We start from the raw sequence: 19,040 nt of genomic DNA on the forward strand, positions 1-19,040 counted from the left end.
CTCAGCCCTCCAGCGGGCGCTTGAAGTACGCCACGAGCTGCTCGGAACCCGGCTGGCCCGCGGTGGTCACGGTGACGAGCTCCCAGCCGTCGCGGCCGAAGTTGTCGAGGATCGCCTTGGTGTTGTGGATCAGCAGGGGAGCGGTGAGGTACTCCCACCGGGTGGATCCGGACGCACTCATGGCCACGGACTCTAGTTCCGTCACGGGCCGTGTCCGAAGTCGGCTCCGAGCGCGAGTGGGCGTGCTCACCGGGCGCGCGCCCCGGGACGCTCCGTACCCTGGACACGTGACCACCCCCGCCTGGCCGACCGCCATGTCCGACGTGCGCCTGCACGTCGTGTCCGGCAAGGGCGGCACCGGGAAGACGACCGTCGCCGCCGCACTGGCGCTCGCGCTGGCCGAGGGCGGCAGGCGCACGCTGCTCGTCGAGGTCGAGGGGCGCCAGGGCATCGCCCAGGTGTTCGACACCCCGCCGCTGCCCTACGAGGAGCGCAAGATCGCCGTCGCACCCGGTGGCGGTGAGGTCCGCGCCCTGGCCGTCGACGTCGAGGCCGCGCTGCTGGAGTACTTCGAGATGTTCTACCGGCTCGGCGTCGCCGGGCGGACGTTGCGGCGCATGGGCGCCATCGAGTTCGCGACGACGCTCGCGCCCGGCCTTCGCGACGTCCTGCTCACCGGCAAGGTCAAGGAGTGCGTCTCCCGGGTCCGCGACGGGCAGCGGGTCTACGACGCCGTCGTCCTCGACGCCCCGCCCACCGGCCGGCTCGTCAACTTCCTCGACGTCACCAAGGCGATGGCCGACCTCGCCAAGGCGGGGCCGATCCACAAGCAGGCCGAGGGCGTCGTGCGGCTGCTGCACTCCCCGCAGACCGCCGTGCACCTGGTCACGCTCCTCGAGGAGCTCCCCGTCACGGAGACGCTCGAGGCCGCCGACGACCTCGCCGCCGCCGACCTGCGCACCGGCGCCGTGATCGTCAACAAGGTGCGGGAGCAGTGGCTGCCCGACCGGTCTGTCGCCCCGGCCGCCGACGGTCGTGTCGACGCCGCACGCGTCCGCAACGGCCTCGCCGCCGCCGGGCTCGACCTGCCCCCCGAGGTCGTCGACGGTCTCGTCGCCGAGACCGTCGAACACGCGGTGCGCGTCGCCGCCGAGAGCGCCGCCCTCGCCCGGCTCGACGCCGCCACCGGACCACAGCTGGGCCGCATCGAGCTGCCGCAGGTCCTCGGCGGCATCGACCTCGGCTCCCTCTACGAGCTCGCCGACACCCTCACCGAACAGGGCGTCGGCGTCCGCCACGCCGACGAGGTCCCCGCGTGACACCGCGTGAACGCCGCATCGAGCGGCTCGACATCGACGCCCTGATCGACGACCCCGAGACCCGGATCGTCGTCTGCTGCGGGTCCGGCGGTGTCGGCAAGACCACGACGTCGGCCGCTCTCGCGCTGCGCGCCGCCGAACGCGGCCGCAAGGTCGTCGTCCTCACCATCGACCCCGCGAAGCGGCTCGCCCAGGCCCTCGGGCTCTCGGAGCTGTCCAACGAGCCGATCCGCGTCGACGTCGTCGCCGGGGAGGGCGCGGGCGAGCTGCACGCGATGATGCTCGACATGCGTCGGACCTTCGACGACATGGTCCACGCCCACGCCGAGGGCGACCGGGCCGAGAAGATCATCGCAAACCCCTTCTACCAGACCGTCTCCTCGTCGTTCTCCGGAACGCAGGAGTACATGGCGATGGAGAAGCTCGGACAGCTGTCGGCGACGACCGACTGGGACCTGATCGTCGTCGACACCCCGCCGTCGCGGTCGGCGCTCGACTTCCTCGACGCCCCGCAGCGCATGTCCAACTTCCTCGACGGCCGCATGATCCGGCTGCTGTCCTCGCCCGCCCGGGCCGGTGGCCGGGGCCTGCGCAAGATCGTCGGTGCCGGGTTCGGGCTGTTCGCCAAAGCGGTGTCGACGATCCTCGGCGGCCAGCTGCTCACCGACGCCTCCGCGTTCGTGCAGGCGTTCGACACGATGTTCGGCGGCTTCCGCGAGCGGGCCACCGCCACCTACGCGCTGCTCCGCTCGCCGGGGACCGCGTTCGTGGTGGTCGCGACTCCCGAGCCCGACGCCCTGCGCGAGGCCGCCTACTTCGTCGACAGGCTCTCCGTCGAGGAGATGCCGCTGGCCGGGCTCGTTCTCAACCGGACCCACCCCGTCCTCGCGCCGTTGTCCGCCGCCCGCGCCCGGGCCGCCGCCGAGTCGGCCACCGGGCAGGGCGCCCGGCTCGCGACGGCCGTCCTACGGCTGCACGCCGACCGTGCCGAGCTCTCCGAGCGGGAGGACCGCCTGCTCGCCGGGTTCGCCGGTGCGCACCCGACCGTCGCCGTGTCCCGGGTCCCGGCCGTGGGTGGCGACGTCTCGGACATCGAGGGCCTGCGCGGCATCGGTGACCGCCTCGCGGCCGCCGACGACGACCTCACCCCCGCCCCCCTCCGCGAAGCCCGCTGACCGTCCGCGGAACCCGCCGGACTCGACGCCGGCCGGGTCCCGACGTGGGCGACAGCCGCCGAGTTCGACGTGAGACTGCTTCGGCCATGGTGATCGGCAGTCCGGTGTCGAGCTCGGCAGTGCGGAGCAGCGGGGCGCGGCGCGCGGCGGCGTGGGGGCGTCGTCGATCCGGAGCAAACCTCGCGTAACGCTGCGGTGTCCAGCTCCGAAATCCGTTCGTCTCCTGATGAAACGGACCCGAATGATCCTCCGCCCCGCTCCCCGCCGCCGTGCCGCCGCAGTCGCCGCCCTGGCGCTCGCCGCCGGCTTCCTCCTGCAGGCCTGCAGCTCCGAGCCCACCACGCCGCGCTCCTTCGCCTCGTCCTCCACGACGAGTACGACGACGTCCACGAGCCCCACCCCCACCCCCACCCCCACCACGACGACCTCCGCGCCGCCGACCACCACGACCTCGGCGGTCGTCCCGGTGGTCCCGGCCCAGGTCCCGGTGCCGACGACCCGTGTCGCCGTGAAGACAGCCGTCCCCCAGGGACTGGTGGCTCCGCAGGCGCCGAAGAAGACGGCGACCTCGTCCGGGGGCAGCGGGTCCGGCGGTGGGTCGGCGTACTACCCGAACTGCGCGGCCGTGAAGGCCGCCGGGAAGGCGCCGATCCGCATCGGTCAGCCGGGCTACGGCACGCATCTCGACCGTGACAAGGACGGCATCGGCTGCGAGAAGTAGCGCGCCGCCCCGCGCCGTACCGGGCTCCCGGCCCCGCCGAGTCCGGCGTGAGACTGATTCGATCATGAAGATCCCCGGTCCGGGGTCGAACTCGGCGAGGTTGTGGCAACCCTGATGTGCACCGGCCTCCGCGAAGGCACGGCCGTCGGTCAGGCCGTGCGTGTCGGCTTCCGGGGAGGACACGTACTGGCGACGGGCTCGGCCGCAGTGGCCTGGGTGTCGGCGGTCCGGGCGCAGGTGGTGCGGCTCCGGGTGACGCGGGAGCCGCCCACCCGGCTGCCGCTCGCCCGGGTCCGGCCTGCGCGCCCGTCGACAGCGTGACCCCGGCCCGGCCGCGCGTCGGCGGCGTCGGCGTCGGCAGTGCCGACACCAGCCGTGCTCGCGGCAGCGGCGGCGGCGCGGATCGACGTCGTCTCCGCGGTGTAGTGCGCCAGCCTCGCCTCCCCGAGCAGCGCTGCCCAGGACCGCACACCGGGGCGGGCACGCAGCATCGCGCGGCGCTCGCGCTCCGTCGCCCCGCCCCACACCCCGAACTCGATCCGCTCGTCGAGCGCGTGCGCGAGGCACTCGGTGCGCACCGGGCACGCGAAGCAGAACCCGCGAGCCTCCCGCTGAGCCGCGCCCGAGACGAACAGCTCGTCGCCGTCCGTCGTCCGGCAGCGGGCGGCCACCCGCCAGTTCCACGTGCTGTTCCCGCTGCTCGTACCCGTCGTCACGGTCATCGCGGCGACCCCCGATCGTCCAGTCGTTCGTGGCCGTGCTGTCCTGCACGACCTCGCTGAGACGAATCCTCGGGTGATCCGGTTCCACCGGTAAGTGAGTAGTTCTACTCAACTTTCGGGGTGCGCCGCCTGACGGGAGCGTCACGGGTGTCCGCGTAGGGTGCTTCTCGTGAGGTTGCCTCCCCACGTCCGTCGGCCGATCGGCATGCTGCTCGGGCTGTGCCTGCTGGCCGGTGTCGTGGCCGCCGGCATGGCCTTCCCGTTCGCGGCAGGCCTCGGAGTGCTGTCGAACGACGCGGGCGACGGCGTCAACAATTCTTCGACCGATCTTCTCGACGGCGCGCTCCCCCTGCGGACGACGATCCTCGACTCCACAGGCCAGCCGCTGGCCTACTTGTTCGACCAGAACCGGCAGTCGGTCACGGCCGACCAGATCTCGCCGGCGATGAAGGCTGCGATCGTCGCGATCGAGGACCGGCGCTTCTACCAGCACCAGGGCGTCGACTGGCAGGGCACGATGCGCGCGGTCATCGCCAACTCGGCGTCGGGCGACGTCGTGCAGGGTGCCTCGACGCTGACGCAGCAGTACGTCAAGAACTACATGCTCTACGTCGAGGCGCAGACCACGAGCGAGCGGCTCAAGGCCACCGAGCAGACGCCGGCACGCAAGCTCAAGGAGGCGCGGATCGCGCTCCAGATGGAGCGCACCCTCTCCAAGGAGGAGATCCTCACCCGCTACCTGAACATCGTGTTCTGGGGCAACGGGGCGTACGGCATCGAGTCGGCGGCGCGTACCTACTTCGGCACCACCGCCGCGCAGCTCACCGTTCCGCAGGCCGCGCTGCTGGCGGGCATGGTCCGCAGCACCACGGCGTTCGACCCGGCAGCCAACGCGCAGGCGGCGACGGACCGTCGCAACCTCGTCATCGCCCAGATGCGTGACCAGGGAATGATCGACGACGCGCAGGCGAAGCTGGCCCTGGCCAGCCCGCTGGGGCTCGCGTCGCCGCTGAACGTCCAGCCCAACGGCTGCATCGGCGCGGGTGACGCCGGCTTCTTCTGCAAGTACGTCGTCGAGTACCTGAGCGAGGCGGGCTTCCCGGTCGACCAGCTCAACCGCGGCGGCTACACGATCCGCAGCACCCTCGACCGCGGGATGCTGCAGAAGATGAAGGCGTCCCTGGACGCCGAGGTGCCGCCGTCGCAGCCCAACGTCGCCAACGTGATGGCCATGGTGCAGCCCGGTCAGGACAAGCACCGCGTCCTCGCGATGGGCTCCAGCCGCACCTTCGGCCTCAAGGCCGATGAGCAGCAGACCAGCTACGGCCTCCCGTACGAGCCGGTCAACCTCGGCGCGGGGTCCGTCTACAAGATCTTCACGGCGGCCACCGCCCTGGAGAAGGGCCTCGGCATCAACTACACCCTGGCCGTGCCGCCGAGCGGCTACGCCTCCCCGATCTACACCGACGGCGGCGGCCGCCCCATCCCCGTCGCCAACGCGGGCAACTACCCCGAGCGCATGACCCTCACCGACGCGCTCGCCACCTCCCCGAACACCGCGTTCGTGAAGCTGGAGGAGTTCACCGGGGTGCCCGACGTCGTCGACATGTCGGTGCGGCTGGGCATGAAATCCCTGGCCACGACGCCGTTCGTCGACCCCAACACGCGCCGCAAGACCGACCGCTCCATCGCGGAGGTCACCAAGGCGCAGAAGCTGGCGTCGTTCACCCTCGGTGTGACGCCGACCAGCGTCCTGGAGCTGGCCAACGTCGGCGCCACCCTCTACAGCTCCGGCAAGTGGTGCCCGCCCAGCCCGATCGAGTCGGTCACCGACGCCGCGGGCACGGTCGTCCCCGTCACGGAGGCCGGCTGCGAGCAGGCGGTCGAGCCGGAGCTCGCGAACACCCTGGTCAACGCCCTGAGCAGGGACGACCAGAGCGGTACGTCCGCGGCCGCCGCCCGACAGGTCGGCTGGAACCGCCCCATGCTCGGCAAGACCGGCACCACCCAGCAGCACAAGTCGGCGGCCTTCGTCGGGGCGGTCCCGCAGCTGTCCGGGGCGGTCATCACCTTCGACAACTCCAGCGCGCCCAAGCCGTTGTGCGACGGTGCCGGCGCCCCCTTCGCCTGCCGCAGCGGCAACATCTTCGGTGGCAAGACCCCGGCGGAGACGTGGTTCGGTGCCGTGACGCCGATCCTCGAGGGCCAGCCCGTCCTCCCGCTTCCACCGCCGGCCGAGCGCTATCTCACCGGCGGTGCCGAGACCCGGGTGCCCGACGTCGTCGGCCGCAGCCAGAACGACGCCACCGCCGTCCTGCAGCGGGCCAACTGGCGGGTGTCGGCGCGGGTGGTCGACAACAACGCGCCGCGGGGCACCGTCGTCGGTCAGAGCCCGCGTGGCACCGCGCTGCCGGGCGAGACGATCATCCTGCAGGTGTCGAGCGGCACGGTCCCCGAGGCGCCCCCCGCGCCCGGCGACGAGCCGCCGCCCCCACCGACCACCGCCCCACCGGGACCCGGCGGCTGACGCTCGGACGTCGGTGCCCGTCGCCGCGGTCGGAGCCGTCGGGGCCGTCGGAACGACCGGGCCCGCCGTGCATGTGTCGGACGTGGGTCGGCGTCGCACGGGTAGTCCGTTCGGCGCGCACCCTGCGTGCGCGGCGGTCGACGACCGTGGAGCCTGCGCCGGCCGTGGGTGTGCGGCGCGGGTACCGCCGAGTCTCCGCGCTCACGGCTCGCGCCCGGGTTCCTGGTGCGGCGTACGCCCTGTAGGGGACGTGACGACCGAGTGAGCCGCCTGGCGACCAGGGAGCTCGCGCAGCGACCGCGGAGCTGCACCCGTTTCGGACCCGCTGCACCGTTTGCAGGCGGTGCGGCCGCACCGCAGGGGGCGCAGGGTGCGACGCGCCGTCGTCACGCGTCGACCGAGGGCGGATCGCGACCTAGCATTCCCCGACATGGTGAGGGGGGCTGCGGATCCGCTGTGGGGCCCTGACGGGACCGTCGACGTCCCGTTCGCGCACGAGCCCGACCCGCCCGGCTTCGAGCTTCCCGCCCTCGATCTCCCGTTCATCGATCCGGCCGGCCGCGTCACCGGCCTCGCCGGCGGCGACATCGACCTCGGTGACCTCGGTGACCTGGACGACGACCTCGATCCGGACGACGGTCCCGACATCCCGATGCCCCCCGCCGGCACCGTCGCCTGGCTCGTGGCGCAACGCGCACGCGAAGCCCGGGCCACGGCCCGCGCGGAGGCCCGGGCCCGTCGGCCGGGCGCACCCGGTGGAACCCGCAGCCAGGGGCCGGCCGCGCCGGCGTCGGAGGAATCCGCGACGCGAGTACCCCCGGCGGAGGCTCCGTCGACGGGCGGCGCCGTGGCACCCGGCCGCGCGCGGAACGCGTCGCACGCGGATGGAACGGACGCGAACGGTTCGGGTACCGGAACCGCCCCGGCCGTCGACGGAACGGGTGCGGCCGCTCCGGGCATGCCGGCGAGGTCGGGCCCTGGAGACGGTTCGGCGCCGACGGATGTCGGCACGACGAGCCCTCGGGCGGGCCTCGTCGACGGCTCCCGGGTCGTCGACGGTTCGAGCGGCGCCGGCCGGGCAAGGGTAGGCGCGGCGGGAACGGGCATCGTCGGCCGAGCTGTCGACGCGCCCGACCCGGACAGCACGCCGGACCCGGACAGCGCGCCCGGGCCGAGTGCCGGTCTCTCGACCCCGACCCGCGCCGGTCCATCGCGCGCCGACCCGGAGGCGGACACCGTGCCGGCGGGTTCCGTCTCCCGCCGGCCTGCCGACTCGGCGGGCACCGCGCCGACGACGAGGAGTCCGTCGGCCGACGCCCCGATGAGCCTTCCCGGCGAGGAGTCGGATCGGGCCCCCGCCGGACCCGACGAGGCGCCCTACCGGACCCCCCGCTCCGGCCCGGGCGAGCCCGCGAGCGGCCGCCCCGGCGGCGGTTCGGGCGACGCCCTGCGGGAGCGCCCGGCCGATGACCAGGACGACCGCCGGCCCGACCGCCGGAAGGAACACCCCGTCGACGAGCTGGGAGGCGGCCCGGCGGACCGTCGCCGCGGCGGTCCGAGGGCCCGGCTCCGGGCGCGCGCGGAGGCGCGGCTGGCCGCGACGTCGCAGGCTCTCGCGTCGACACCAGACACGCCGCCCAGCGCCGACACCGCGCCGGGTCGCGCCCACCCCGAGACCGCGCCGGGTCGCGCCCACCCCGAGACCGCGCAGCCCACTCGTCCGGACAGCGGGCCCGCGCCACGCGAACCGCACCGTCCGCCGATCGAGGAGGAGCCGAGCATCCTCGGCCTGACGCGGCACTCGCGGAGCAGGCTGGGGACGCGGCTGTTCACGTGGTTCTTCGTCGGCGTCTTCCTGCTTATCCTCGTGCAGTTGATCGTGGCGTTGCTGAGTCCGTGACGCCGAGCGGTCGTCGCTTGCACGGTGAGCGACGGACCGTGACCGCTGAGGGATCACTGAGCCGCGTACCGCGACCGGGGCGCCGCGCCGCCAGGTGTTCCGTCTACTCTCGGGTCACTGGATGGCCGGCATTCGCTCCCCGATGTCGGTTCAGGTCCCGCCAGCCTGGACGGGCTCGCCGAGGAGGTGAGGAGCGATCGGTTCCGAGGCCACTCCGGCCGGTGACCCGGCGCTGTCGGCCCCGACGTCGCATCGTGTCCGCAGCGTCCTGTCGATCCCCGCGTTCCGCAGGCTCTGGCTGGTCACGGCGGTCGCGTCGACGGGTGACTGGCTCTCGCTGCTCGCGCTGACCTCGCTCGCGACGCAGCTGACCTCCGGCTACCAGGCGCAGAGCTTCGCGCTGGGCGGTGTCGTCGCGACGAAGCTGCTGCCCGCGCTCGTCTTCGGTCCGCTCGCGGGTGCGCTCGCCGACCGGTTCGACCGACGCCACGTCATGGTCGTGTGCGACATCCTGCGTTTCGGCCTGTTCATCTCGATCCCGCTGGTCGGCTCGCTGTGGTGGCTGTTCGCGGCGACGTTCCTGATCGAGATCTGCTCGCTGTTCTGGATCCCGTCGAAGGACGCGTCGGTCCCGAACCTGCTGCGCCGCCCGGACCAGGTGGAGACGGCGAACCAGCTGGCCCTGGTCATGACGTACGGCGTGGCCGTGCTCACCGCTGTCGGCCTGTTCACGGTGATCTCCAGCGCGGGCTCGTTGATCGACACGACGTCCCCGCTGACGACGGTCTACGTCGCACTGGTCATCAACGGCTGCGGTTACCTGCTGACGGCGACGACGGTGTGGTTCCGGATCAAGGAGATCTCCGGCCGCACGGCGGAGCGGCAGGGGGACAGCCCGGCCGGCCTGCTGTCGCTGCTGCGGGGCGGGTTCGCCTTCGTGGGGAGCACGCCGCTGATCCGCGGGCTCGTCATCGGGATCATCGGCGCGTTCGCGGCCGGGGGTGCGGTCATCGCATCGGCGAAGCTGTACTCGGCGAGCCTCGGCGGTGGCGACGCCGCGTACAGCGTGCTGTTCGGCGGGATCTTCGTCGGGCTGGCCTGTGGCATGGGCGTCGCGCCGCGGCTCTCGCGCCGGTTGCCGCACAACCGGCTGTTCGGCGCCGCGATCGTCGCGGCCGGCGTCGCGCTCACCCTGGTGGCGCTCGCGCCGCACCTGTTCGTCGCGATCGTCGCCGTCGGCCTCGTCGGCGGGTTCGCGGGTATCGCGTTCCTGACCGGCCTGACGATCATCGGGGCGCAGGTCGCCGATGATGTCCGCGGCCGCGTGGTCGCGTTCGTGCAGTCGCTGGTGCGGGTCGTCCTGCTCGGCTCGATGTCGCTGGTCCCGGTGCTGGTGGGGCTGGTCAGCGCGCGGCGGATCGACCTTTTCGGCTACCCCTTCGTCATCGACGGCACCCGCACGGTGATGTTCGCGGGCGGCCTGGTCGCGGCCGTCGTGGGCATGCTGGCGTACCGGCAGATGGACGACCGCCGCACCGAGCCGCTGCTGCCCGATCTCCTTGCCGCCCTGCGCCGCGGCGACCGTCGTACCGGTTCGGGTGTGCTGATCGCGGTCGAGGGCGCCACGCCCGTGGAGACCGCGGAGCAGACCGAGCGCCTGGTGGCGACGTTGCGGGTCGACGGCTACGACGTCGTCGAACCGGGGGACGACCGGCTGCGCGTCGTCGAGGCCGAGACGCAGCACTCCAGCGCCCGGGCGAAGGCGCTGGCGGTCGCGGCGGTGCGTGCCGACACGGTGGAACGCGTCGTGCGGCCCGCGCTCCGCAGCGGCGCGGTCGTGGTCATGGACCGGTTCCTGGCCAGCCCGCTGGCGCAGTACGGGGTGGAGTCGGATCGCGACGACGCTGCGCTGGACAGCAGCGAGTTGGAGAACATCGTCGCCTGGGCGACGGGTCGGCTGCGTCCCGACGTGTCCGTCCTGCTCGACCGCGCCCCCGACGGCTCGGCGCCCCCGGCCGGTGTGGCGGGCGAGGAGCACGTGCGGGTACAGAAGTTGTTGACGCGCATGGCTGCCGCCGAGCCCCACCACTACGTGGTCGTCGACGCCGACGCGCCCGCCGATGTCGTCGCCGCCCGGGTGATAGACGGCCTCCGGCCCCTCATGCGCCCACCCGCCGGCGCCGCCCACGGCCCGACCGTGCCCTTGCAGAAGACGTCCGCGGAGCAGCCGACCGAGCCCGTCTCCACCCGGACCGTGGTCCCGTCCAGGGACGACGACCCGGCGCCGACGTGAGCGTCTGGGACGACGTCGTCGGCCAGCCCTGGGCTGTCGGCGAGCTGACGACGGCGGTCACCGACCCCGCGTCGATGACCCACGCGTGGCTGTTCACCGGCCCGCCCGGCTCCGGCAGGTCGACGGCCGCCCGGGCCTTCGCGGCCGCGCTCCAGTGCCCGCTGGATGGGTGCGGGGAGTGCGCGTCGTGCCGGACGGTCATGGCGGGCACGCACGCGGACGTCCGCGAGGTCGTCCCCGAGGGGCTCTCGATCTCGGTGGCCGAGATGCGCCGGCTCGTGCAGCTGGCCGCCCGGCGGCCCAGCAGCGGGCGTTGGCAGATCCTGATCATCCAGGACGCCGACCGCCTCGGTGAGCGCGCCGCGAACGCCCTGCTCAAAGCCGTCGAGGAGCCCGCCGCCGACACGGTGTTCCTGCTGTGCGCGCCTTCGGACCACCCCGACGACGTGCCCATCACCATCCGCTCGCGCTGCCGCCCGATCCCACTGCGCACGCCCTCCGTGGAGGCGATCGCGGAGGTGCTCGCGACCCGCGACGGCCTCGACCCGGAGGCCGCCACCTGGGCTGCGAGCGTGTCGGGCGGGCACGTCGGGCGGGCCCGCTGGCTGGCCCGCGACGAGGAGGCCCGCCGCCGCCGCGCGGAGGCGCTCGACCTGCCGCTGAAGGTCCGCGGCATCGGTGACGCGTTCTCCTACGCGAGCAAGCTCGTCGTCGCGGCCAAGGCCGAGGCCACGGAGATCGCCGAGACCCGCGACGTCGCCGAGCGTGAGGAGCTCGCCGTCGCCATGGGGGCGGGTGGTGTCGGCAAGGGCGTCGCCGCCGCCGCGCGCAGCGCGAAGGCCGCGGAGCGGGAGCTGGAGAAGAAGCAGAAGTCGCGGAGCACCCGGAACCAGCGCGACGCCCTCGACCGCTCGATCATCGACCTCGCCGGCTTCTTCCGCGACGTCCTCGTCACCCGCAGCGGCGCCCGGGTCCCCCTGACCAACCCCGACCGCCTCGCCGACATCCGGCGCGCCGCCGGCGAGTGGACCCCCGAGGCGACGTTGCGACGCCTCGAAGCCGTGCTGGCGTGCCGGGAGGCGCTGAACGCCAACGTCAAACCCGAGATCGCCGTCGAGAACATGCTGCTGTCGCTGCACAAGGGTTGACGTCGAACCCCCCGGATAGGACGCCTCGATGGACTCCGGGCAGTTCGAGGACAACCACATCGCCGACGCACCGTCCGCCGCTTCGTCGCCGAGCTGCGGAGCTACGAGCAGAGCGGTGCCGCCGACGAGCTGGCGAAGCTGTTCACACCGACGGCGCCGTCCTGTACCGGTCCGACGGCGGTGGCGGCGTCGACGATCCCCGCGCGTGCCGGGAGCAGCACCGCGCCCAGTTCAGCGAGGCGCGGACCCGTCTTCCACAACGCCGTGGAGAGCACGGACCCGGCCGGTGCCGGGCCGGAGTGGGAGGCCCGCGGCACGCTGGCCGACGGCACCCCCATCACGTACACCGGATCGACCTTCCTGACGCTGTCCGACGACCGTATCTCGGGCCTGCGCACCTCCTACGACACCGCTGCCTTCGTGGCGATGTCCGCAGGTCGGAGGTGATGGACGGGGGGCTGCGGGAGGGGGTGAGGTGGTCGGTAGACTGGTCACGCACCACGCCGCCTTAGCTCAGTCGGTTAGAGCGACGCACTCGTAATGCGTAGGTCTGGGGTTCGACTCCCCAAGGCGGCTCCACAGGTCAGAGACTTTTTCTGACCTTCGCAGTACGTTCGTCGGCGTGTCGCGTGGCACGGTTTGTGGCACGAGCGGGAGCTAACCTCCGCCACGTGGCATCGACCGGACCTCGTAGACGTGCTCGTGGGAACATCACGTGGCTGTCCAGCGGGTCTGCTCGTGTCAGCGTCTATGCAGGTGTCGATCAGCTCACGGGTAAGCAGATTCGACTCCGGGAGACCGTGGCTGCCCGAGCTACCCGGCGTGAGACGGAGCGCGAGGCGCAGAAGGTCCAAACACGGCTGCTGAACCAGGTCGACGACCGGCGAAGCCCGCGGACTGAGGCGACCGTCAACGAGCTTCTGGATCGGTGGCTCGACGTCCTCGACATCGAACGCAAGACACGAGCCGGCTACGTCTCGAAGATCGAGAAACACGTTCGGCCGACGATCGGCCGGCTGGCGGTCGGCAGAGTGAAGGTCGAGACCGTCGAGGGGCTCTACGGGTCCTTACGGAGGTGCCGCGACCATTGCCGCGGTCGAAAGTTCGTCCAGCACCGGACAGAGCGTGAGCACGTCTGCGACGAGCACAGCTCTCGGCGCAGGTGCGCGAAGGACGGCGAGTCCTCGGCACCGTGCCGATGGTGTGAGCGCGTATGTCGCCAGCACGTCTGCACGCCGCTGTCGGCGGGCAGCATCCGAGTCGTGCACGCGATTCTCAGCGGTGCGTTCCGCCGCGGTGTCCGCTGGGGATGGATCTCGACCAGCCCGATCGATCAGGTCGAGGCGCCGTCCGTGCCACGCCCCAACCCAGCACCTCCGTCAGCTGATGAAGCCGCCGATCTGCTGACGGAGGCCTGGAAGGACCCTGACTGGGGAACATTCGTCTGGTTCACGATGACCACAGGCGCTCGGAGAGGTGAAGTCTGCGGGCTGCGGTGGAATGACCTCGATCTGAGCTCAGGCGTCGCAACTTTCCGAAGCAGCATCGGGCAGATCGCGGGCGTCCAATGGGAAAAGGACCCGAAGACGCATCAACACCGACGAGTGACGCTCGACCCGGAGCTGGTCGAGGTGCTCGTCGAGCACCGTGGACGGTGCGACGACCGTGCCCGAGCTGTCGACACCAAGGTCCGCCGCGACGGTTTCGTCTTCTCGCCGGTTCCGGACTGCGGCCGCCAAACCAGTCCAGACACCGTCACGCAGCGGTACGGCCGGATGGCTACTCGGCTCGGGATACGCACCCACCTGCACTGTCTTCGGCATTACTCGGCGACCGAGTTGATCGCCGCCGGCGTTGACATTCGGACGGTCGCAGGTCGGTTGGGTCACGCCGGCGGAGGGGCAACGACGCTGCGGACCTATACCGCGTTCGTACTCGAGGCGGATCAGCGTGCCGCCTCGGCGCTTGCAGCTCGACGCCCGCGCCCACGCAGATCACTCAGCGGTGGGTGATGCGCAGACCCGCGTCGTACGTACGGTTGGAGCGTGAGCGGTAGCAAGCCCCAACCGGTGTTCAGCAGCGATGTGGCGGCCGGCGTCCTCCGCGAGGCCTGCGCCCTGATCGGCGAGCAACACGACGACGCAGAGTTGCTCAGGCTAGGCGAGAACGCAATCTTCCGTCTCGCCGGCGCGCCGGTCGTCGTGCGAATAGCGCGCGATATGGACAGATGGGCCGACGCAACCAAAGAGGTGGCTGTTTCCAGCTGGTTGGAGTCAAGTGGTGTCGCTGCAGCTCAGACCTGGCAGGTTGCGCAACCCATTGAAGTCCATGGCCACCCCGTAACATTCTGGCAGAACATCGACGGTCGGAGGGGTGCGAATAGAGATGTCCGAGAACTGGCGACTGTCCTACGTCGACTACATTCTCTGCCGCAGCCAACAGACTTCTCGCTTGAATCAGTCTCACCGATTGAGCGAGTTCAGCGACGAATCGAACTTGCGGCTGTCGACGACGACGACAAGGCATATCTTCGCCGATTGGCTGCGACTCTTCGAAGCCACCTCGACGAACTCGTTTTTCCTCTCGCCGCGTGCGTGACGCATGGCGACGCGCACGTTCAGAACCTCATGATCGTTGATGGCGATCCGGTTCTCATCGACTTCGAGCGCTTTGGCTTCGGTCAGCCAGAATGGGATCTCTCTGTCACTGCTACGGAGTATGTCACAGCCAAGTTCTGGTCAGCTGCCGAGTATACAGCCTTCGTCGATGAGTACGGGTTCGACGTGACAGATTGGGCTGGCTTCGGCGTGCTGCGCCGCATCCAGGAGTTGAAGATGACGACCTGGCTGATGCAGAATGTCGACGAGAAGCCCTCCATACGTGCCGAGTTCGACCGAAGGATGACTGTCATCCGTGAAGGTAGGCCCAGTCTTGCGTGGCATGCGTTTTAAGCGGGCATCCGTCGAGCGAGGAGCGGGGCCGCGACGGCCGTGAGCTCGACGACCAGGGGTGAACGCGGATGTGCGTCCGCAGCCGAACGCAGAAAGTCGCGAACATAGTGCTGATACCGGCTTGACTGGAGTGGTCCAGCCAGCTCAATCGCGCCTCGGGCCAGTGCAACGGCTTCGTCGAGATCGTTTCCTTGTAGCGCTCCAGCGGCCATCACCATATCGATGAACGCGCGGGTACGAGGCGGTGTCTCAATAGGCGCCACGGCAAGGCCGCCGAAGTAGCCGGTCTCCGCTGGTCGGCGCAAATCGCGGAAACAGTGGGCGGCCTCGCCGGACAGCTCAGCCTCGGTGAAATAGCTGATCCATTCCGGATCGTCGCCGATGTCAGCACGGTCAAGCAGACTTTCGGCGCGATGAAGCGCTGCGGCGCAGCCGACGCCATCGTTCAGCGAGGCGAGTGCGCGAGCCTCCATGGCGTGGAACATCGCGGTTGTCCTGGACGACGTAGATCCATTCGCGGCATGCTGGGCAGCCCTGGCCAGCTCGACGGCTGTATGAAACCGTCCGAGGTAGTTGGCCTGGTGGCTCATGTTTGCGAGTAGTCGTGCGCCCAGCACCGTGTCGCCGGATGCCCGGGCGAGTCTGAGACCAGAGGCGAAGTAGCGCTGCGCCGCCCCGTGGCGTCCTGCGTCGTACGCACTCCATCCCAGCATTTGAGCGAGCTCGGCTGTCGCAACGAACAGTTCACCACGTTGGCGGACTGGCAACGCATTGAACAACGGCAGGACTTGATCTCTGAAGTAGAACAGGAGCAGCTTTCTGGTATGGCCGCCTCCCAGTTGGAAGTCCAGAGCCATCAGATGTGCCGTCGTCCGCCGGATGGCGTCGGCATCGACTGGGCTCTTGGCTGCCTCGAGGCTCTCGCCGTCTGACCCGTGGCCGAACAGGTAGGAGCCGATCGCTGAGCGTGCAGCATCGGCATCCCAGGACATCAGGCCGGGATCGTCCGGGTTGTCTAGGTCGGCCGTCGCGACCACCGCAAGAGACCTCGACGCGTCGTTGACGTCGTGGGGGTACTGAGCTGACACATCGACGACACTCGATGTCGAGGGCCGGTTGGCATCAGCCGTGAAGCCCAGGGAGGCAGGCGTTTGCGCGCGGCCCAGGCGCTCCGACAGTGCGGCCGCAATCAGCAGCGCCGTCTCTGTGCGAGGTTGCGTTCCGTCCAGCCAGCGCTTGACGGACACGTGGTCGGCAGCGTTTCGCTCTCCGTGCTGTGCGGCGAGGTCGCGAATTCGGCGCGCGAGTCCCTTGTGACTGATCGCTGCCCGATCCAATGCCCGAGCAAATGCCAGGTTCGGCGCATTCGATCGGCTCATGGAGGACCTCCCGCGGGCCGCGATGCACCCCTGTGCACCCCCTGTGCACAGATGCACCCCATGAGCACACTGTAAGTCGCGGCCCCGTCACTGTTTGCTGTGTTGCATGAAGATCAACCTGTCGGTGACCAGGTCCTCGGGGCTGCCGGGCGCGTGGCAACTCTCAGGAGTCGGACAGGTCCGTCCGTCGCTCCAATGCAGCAACGCGCGCATTCAGTTCGCGGATCGCGGTGTTGACGCTCATCGACAGCTCGCGAAGCTCGCGGGCCAAGTCGGACGCAGGCTCGTCTGGATCGTCAGCCGGCCTAGCGGTGACGTAGACGGCCTTACCGGGCTGGCCGAGCACCAGGCCTTCCTGTCGCAGTTCGCGAATGGCTGCCCTCACGACAGTCGTCGACACGTTGTATGCCTCCGTGAGGCGCGCGGTCGACGGCAGCTCACTGCCGACCGGATAGGTGCCGGTCTGAATCGAGCGACGGAGCTCAGCAGCGACCTGTTGGTACTTCGGCGTGCCGGACTGATCGGTCATCTATCCCTCCCGAGCGGAGCGTACGCAGTCGGCGCCGTCTGACTGTGGCGGCAGGCCGCGAGCCCCCGAGACGACCTTGTGCACCTTATGCATAAGGAATACCATGTACATACGGTGATTAAGGAGGAAGGCATGACTGCTGAGCAGGCCGCACCGGCCGCCCCGACGTTCTACGACGTCCAGGAGGTGGCCCAGATGTTCAAGATGTCCCGAATGACGGTCTACCGAGCGATCAGCTCGGGCGAGCTTGCAGCGGTGCGCATCAGGGGCCGGTGGCTCGTCCCTGCCCGCGTCATCGACGCCTTGGTCGAGGGCGCAACGAGTGCAATCCCGGATCCATCCGCTGAGACGTCCCTAGGGAGCTCGGCGTGAGCAGTGCGGGTGTGCTGATCCTGTTCGCGATCGTTGGTGTGGTGATCTGCGCCAGGTGTCGAGTGTCTACAGGTGCAGTGGTGTTCTCGCTGGTCGCCCTAGTCCTCTTCGTCGCCACCCCGGCTGGTCGCGGTCTGCCGGATGCGATCGCGTCGTTCGTGTCAACGGTGGATGACTCGGCGACGCCCGCATTGACGCACGGAGCGGAAGCTGACGGATGACCGCCGTACACGAGACCGCTAACTGGCGCACCGAAGCTCTGTGCGCGCAGGTGGACCCCGAACTCTTCTTCCCCGAGACCGACCGCAGTGGGGCATTCGAAGAGCAGGTAGCCGCGGCGAAGCAGGTATGCGCGGCCTGCGCAGTCCGGCAGCGGTGCCTGGACCACGCCCTGCGTTCACTGCCAGACGGCATCGCCGGAGGCATGACGCCCGGAGAGCGAGCACAGCTGCGGCGTGGAAAGGGCGTCGACTTGGAGTTCGTTCCCGTCGAGTTGATGCCGCGGGTCGGGGTTATGGAGCGCGCCGCGGCGGGCCGTGAAGCGGCGGCGACTGGCGCGAGCACTTCGCAGTTGGTTCGCCGTTTCGGGGTGGCGCACCGAACGGCACACCGCTGGCACGCCGACGCGCGACTTACTCGAAACCCCAACCCGAGCACGTCCGTCCCAGGCGTGGAGGAGGGGAGTCCGGCGGCTACCGGAACTCCCCTCCGAATCTCCACAGCAATCGAGGCCCTGGCAGGCAACCGAGCACCGGAAGGACACGAAGACTAGATGAACCCCAATCCGCTACATCATGACGGACCGCGGCCCGAGGCCGTCGTTCACACCGCGGCCGGCGCCAAGGCTTGGCGGACCGCGGTCCACGCCCAGCGCACTGCCGAGCCCGACCACGCGGACTTCTACGCGATGACCGCGGACCTGGTCGACACCCTCGCCGCGGTCACGGGTTTGGCTGAGGTGCTGGCCTGGCAGGTCGCCCACTACGGCGACACCCGCCCCGTCTACGACGACAGCGGCGTGGTCGACCCCCGCGAGCGCCTCGACACCGCGGCACTGGACCTGCACGAGCTCGCCGCGCGGCTGCGGTCGGCGGATCGGGTGGCAAATACGTTGTGGTCCCGGATCGGCCACATCGGCGTCCACGACACCCCGACCGACCAGCAGGTCACGTCCGGCGGGATCGTCGAGGTGTCCCGGTGAGCGCGCCGGCATCGGCTACCTCGGCGGTCGTCGGCCTGCGGCGGTGGGCGCGCGGGCACAGCCCGCAGGTCGCGGCAGCGGTCGGATTGCTGATCGCCCACGGCACCTGGCCGGCCCGCCCGGAGTTTCGTGACGCCTGCATCGAGCGCGACCGCGACGGGACGTGCTGGATCGACTGGACCGACGCCCGCACCGCCTTCGACACCGGCGCATTCGCTCGGGCATCGACCAGCGAGATCGCGGTGCTCGACCTCGCGATCGCCCTTGGAGAGGACCGGTTCCGGCTGTCCCGCATGGGCCCGGCCAACGCCCGCGCGATCGCCGACGCGGTCGCCGCCGCGGTGGGGGTGGCCCGATGAGCCTCTGGACAGTCCTGTTCCCACTCGCCGCGGTCGCCGGTGCAGTGATGGCAGCAAAGCGCGGGGCGAAGGTGCTGGCGGCCGGGCTGGGCCTGTTCGCCCTGCTCCCGCTCACGGCGTTGGTGTTGGCGGTCGGGCTCCCGCTGCTGCTGGTCGTCGGCGCAGCCGGAGCCGTGTTGGTGTGGCACCGGTGGACTAGGTCGTCGGCGACGGTGAACCGGTGGGGCTCCCGCTCGCGCCGCAAGTCCGGGGTTGCCTCGAGTCTGGACATCGTGCGCTTCGCGGGCTCAGTAGCGATGCGCCGCCGCGCCGGTTCGGCCCGACCGTCGCTGGCTCGGATGGATCGACGAAACCGGTGGCGCCTGCCTGTGCCGGAAGTCGCGGTTCGCCTGTGCCGCAGCGGGTTGTTGTGGGTGTGGTCCTCGGTCGAGGACGTCACCCTCA

The 19,040-nt window shown here is 70.6% G+C and carries 18 protein-coding genes, 1 tRNA gene and 2 pseudogenes; 16 read left to right on the top strand and 5 right to left on the bottom strand.

All coding sequences use genetic code 11. From position 1 onward, the window contains the following. Nucleotide 1: 1 nt before the first annotated feature. Nucleotides 2-181: a DUF4177 domain-containing protein gene (locus TOK_RS19240; RefSeq protein ID WP_098959478.1), complete on the bottom strand. Its 180-nt coding sequence runs from the start codon at nucleotides 179-181 to the stop codon at nucleotides 2-4. 133 nt (nucleotides 182-314) lie between these two features. On the opposite strand from TOK_RS19240, the gene TOK_RS19245 reads away from it, so the two are divergent. The 3 genes from TOK_RS19245 (at nucleotide 315) to TOK_RS34730 (ending at nucleotide 3,215) form a co-directional block, all read left to right on the top strand. Continuing rightward, entirely contained in the window at nucleotides 315-1,319 is a 1,005-nt protein-coding gene (locus TOK_RS19245; RefSeq protein ID WP_098959479.1) for an ArsA-related P-loop ATPase, read from the top strand. After that, on the top strand, nucleotides 1,316-2,494 hold the full coding sequence (locus TOK_RS19250; RefSeq protein ID WP_253258493.1) for an ArsA family ATPase: 1,179 nt from the start codon (nucleotides 1,316-1,318) through the stop codon (nucleotides 2,492-2,494). The genes TOK_RS19245 and TOK_RS19250 overlap by 4 nt, the downstream gene beginning before the upstream one ends. Before the next feature lie 241 nt (nucleotides 2,495-2,735). Then, nucleotides 2,736-3,215: an excalibur calcium-binding domain-containing protein gene (locus tag TOK_RS34730; RefSeq protein ID WP_098959394.1), complete on the top strand. Its 480-nt coding sequence runs from the start codon at nucleotides 2,736-2,738 to the stop codon at nucleotides 3,213-3,215. A 434-nt stretch (nucleotides 3,216-3,649) separates the two neighbouring features. On the opposite strand, the pseudogene TOK_RS19260 reads toward TOK_RS34730, so the two are convergent. Continuing rightward, a pseudogene (locus TOK_RS19260) lies at nucleotides 3,650-3,937 on the bottom strand (WhiB family transcriptional regulator); the annotation flags it as partial. Between the two features lie 169 nt (nucleotides 3,938-4,106). Between TOK_RS19260 and TOK_RS19265 the strand changes: the two are divergent. From TOK_RS19265 to TOK_RS19280, 4 genes are all read left to right on the top strand, one after another. Further along, nucleotides 4,107-6,464: a transglycosylase domain-containing protein gene (locus tag TOK_RS19265; protein WP_253258494.1), complete on the top strand. Its 2,358-nt coding sequence runs from the start codon at nucleotides 4,107-4,109 to the stop codon at nucleotides 6,462-6,464. Between the two features lie 430 nt (nucleotides 6,465-6,894). Continuing rightward, entirely contained in the window at nucleotides 6,895-8,364 is a 1,470-nt protein-coding gene (locus tag TOK_RS19270) for a hypothetical protein (RefSeq protein WP_098959396.1), read from the top strand. Nucleotides 8,365-8,638: 274 nt separating this feature from the next. Further along, nucleotides 8,639-10,657 carry a bifunctional MFS transporter/dTMP kinase gene (locus TOK_RS19275; protein ID WP_374754912.1) on the top strand — a complete coding sequence of 673 codons (2,019 nt, stop codon included), beginning with the start codon at nucleotides 8,639-8,641 and terminating at the stop codon, nucleotides 10,655-10,657. Next, nucleotides 10,654-11,805, top strand: a complete 1,152-nt coding sequence (locus TOK_RS19280) for a DNA polymerase III subunit delta' (protein ID WP_098959398.1) — start codon at nucleotides 10,654-10,656, stop codon at nucleotides 11,803-11,805. The genes TOK_RS19275 and TOK_RS19280 overlap by 4 nt, the downstream gene beginning before the upstream one ends. Nucleotides 11,806-11,906: 101 nt before the next feature. Here the strand turns inward: TOK_RS19280 and TOK_RS31810 are convergent, their stop codons facing one another. Beyond that, a complete protein-coding gene (locus TOK_RS31810) occupies nucleotides 11,907-12,152 on the bottom strand; it encodes a hypothetical protein (RefSeq protein WP_141566448.1) in 246 nt (81 codons plus the stop codon). 155 nt (nucleotides 12,153-12,307) lie between these two features. Between TOK_RS31810 and TOK_RS19290 the strand changes: the two genes are divergently transcribed. From TOK_RS19290 to TOK_RS19300, 3 genes are all read left to right on the top strand, one after another. Further along, nucleotides 12,308-12,384: transfer RNA gene (locus TOK_RS19290), tRNA-Thr, on the top strand. Between the two features lie 92 nt (nucleotides 12,385-12,476). Next, nucleotides 12,477-13,817: a site-specific integrase gene (locus TOK_RS19295; RefSeq protein ID WP_098959400.1), complete on the top strand. Its 1,341-nt coding sequence runs from the start codon at nucleotides 12,477-12,479 to the stop codon at nucleotides 13,815-13,817. A gap of 33 nt (nucleotides 13,818-13,850) precedes the next feature. Continuing rightward, complete coding sequence (locus tag TOK_RS19300; RefSeq protein ID WP_141566449.1) at nucleotides 13,851-14,756, top strand: phosphotransferase family protein; 906 nt, start codon at nucleotides 13,851-13,853, stop codon at nucleotides 14,754-14,756. Here the strand turns inward: TOK_RS19300 and TOK_RS19305 are convergent. Beyond that, a complete protein-coding gene (locus TOK_RS19305) occupies nucleotides 14,753-16,135 on the bottom strand; it encodes a hypothetical protein (protein ID WP_141566450.1) in 1,383 nt (460 codons plus the stop codon). The two genes, TOK_RS19300 and TOK_RS19305, sit on opposite strands and share 4 nt — an antisense overlap. A 163-nt stretch (nucleotides 16,136-16,298) precedes the next feature. Continuing rightward, nucleotides 16,299-16,664, bottom strand: coding sequence for a GntR family transcriptional regulator (locus TOK_RS19310; RefSeq protein WP_098959403.1), 366 nt, complete (start codon nucleotides 16,662-16,664; stop codon nucleotides 16,299-16,301). Nucleotides 16,665-16,796: 132 nt separating this feature from the next. Here TOK_RS19310 and TOK_RS19315 point away from each other — a divergent pair, with 132 nt between their 5' ends. The 6 genes and pseudogenes from TOK_RS19315 to TOK_RS34240 all read left to right on the top strand — a co-directional run. After that, a complete protein-coding gene (locus tag TOK_RS19315; protein ID WP_098959481.1) occupies nucleotides 16,797-17,036 on the top strand; it encodes a helix-turn-helix domain-containing protein in 240 nt (79 codons plus the stop codon). Beyond that, on the top strand, nucleotides 17,033-17,257 hold the full coding sequence (locus TOK_RS19320) for a hypothetical protein (RefSeq protein ID WP_098959404.1): 225 nt from the start codon (nucleotides 17,033-17,035) through the stop codon (nucleotides 17,255-17,257). The genes TOK_RS19315 and TOK_RS19320 overlap by 4 nt, the downstream gene beginning before the upstream one ends. Beyond that, complete coding sequence (locus TOK_RS19325; RefSeq protein WP_098959405.1) at nucleotides 17,254-17,808, top strand: WhiB family transcriptional regulator; 555 nt, start codon at nucleotides 17,254-17,256, stop codon at nucleotides 17,806-17,808. Before TOK_RS19320 ends, TOK_RS19325 begins: the two co-directional genes overlap by 4 nt. After that, the gene (locus tag TOK_RS19330; RefSeq protein WP_098959406.1) at nucleotides 17,809-18,237 is read left to right on the top strand and encodes a hypothetical protein; all 429 of its coding nucleotides are present in this window, start codon (nucleotides 17,809-17,811) and stop codon (nucleotides 18,235-18,237) included. It abuts the gene before it with no gap. Then, on the top strand, nucleotides 18,234-18,596 hold the full coding sequence (locus tag TOK_RS19335) for a hypothetical protein (protein ID WP_098959407.1): 363 nt from the start codon (nucleotides 18,234-18,236) through the stop codon (nucleotides 18,594-18,596). Before TOK_RS19330 ends, TOK_RS19335 begins: the two co-directional genes overlap by 4 nt. Continuing rightward, nucleotides 18,593-19,040 (top strand): annotated as a pseudogene (locus tag TOK_RS34240) (type IV secretion system protein VirD4); the annotation flags it as partial. The gene TOK_RS19335 and the pseudogene TOK_RS34240, both read left to right, overlap by 4 nt.

This window comes from Pseudonocardia sp. N23 (assembly GCF_002583555.1).
In the GTDB taxonomy this organism is placed as follows: Bacteria; Actinomycetota; Actinomycetes; order Mycobacteriales; family Pseudonocardiaceae; genus Pseudonocardia.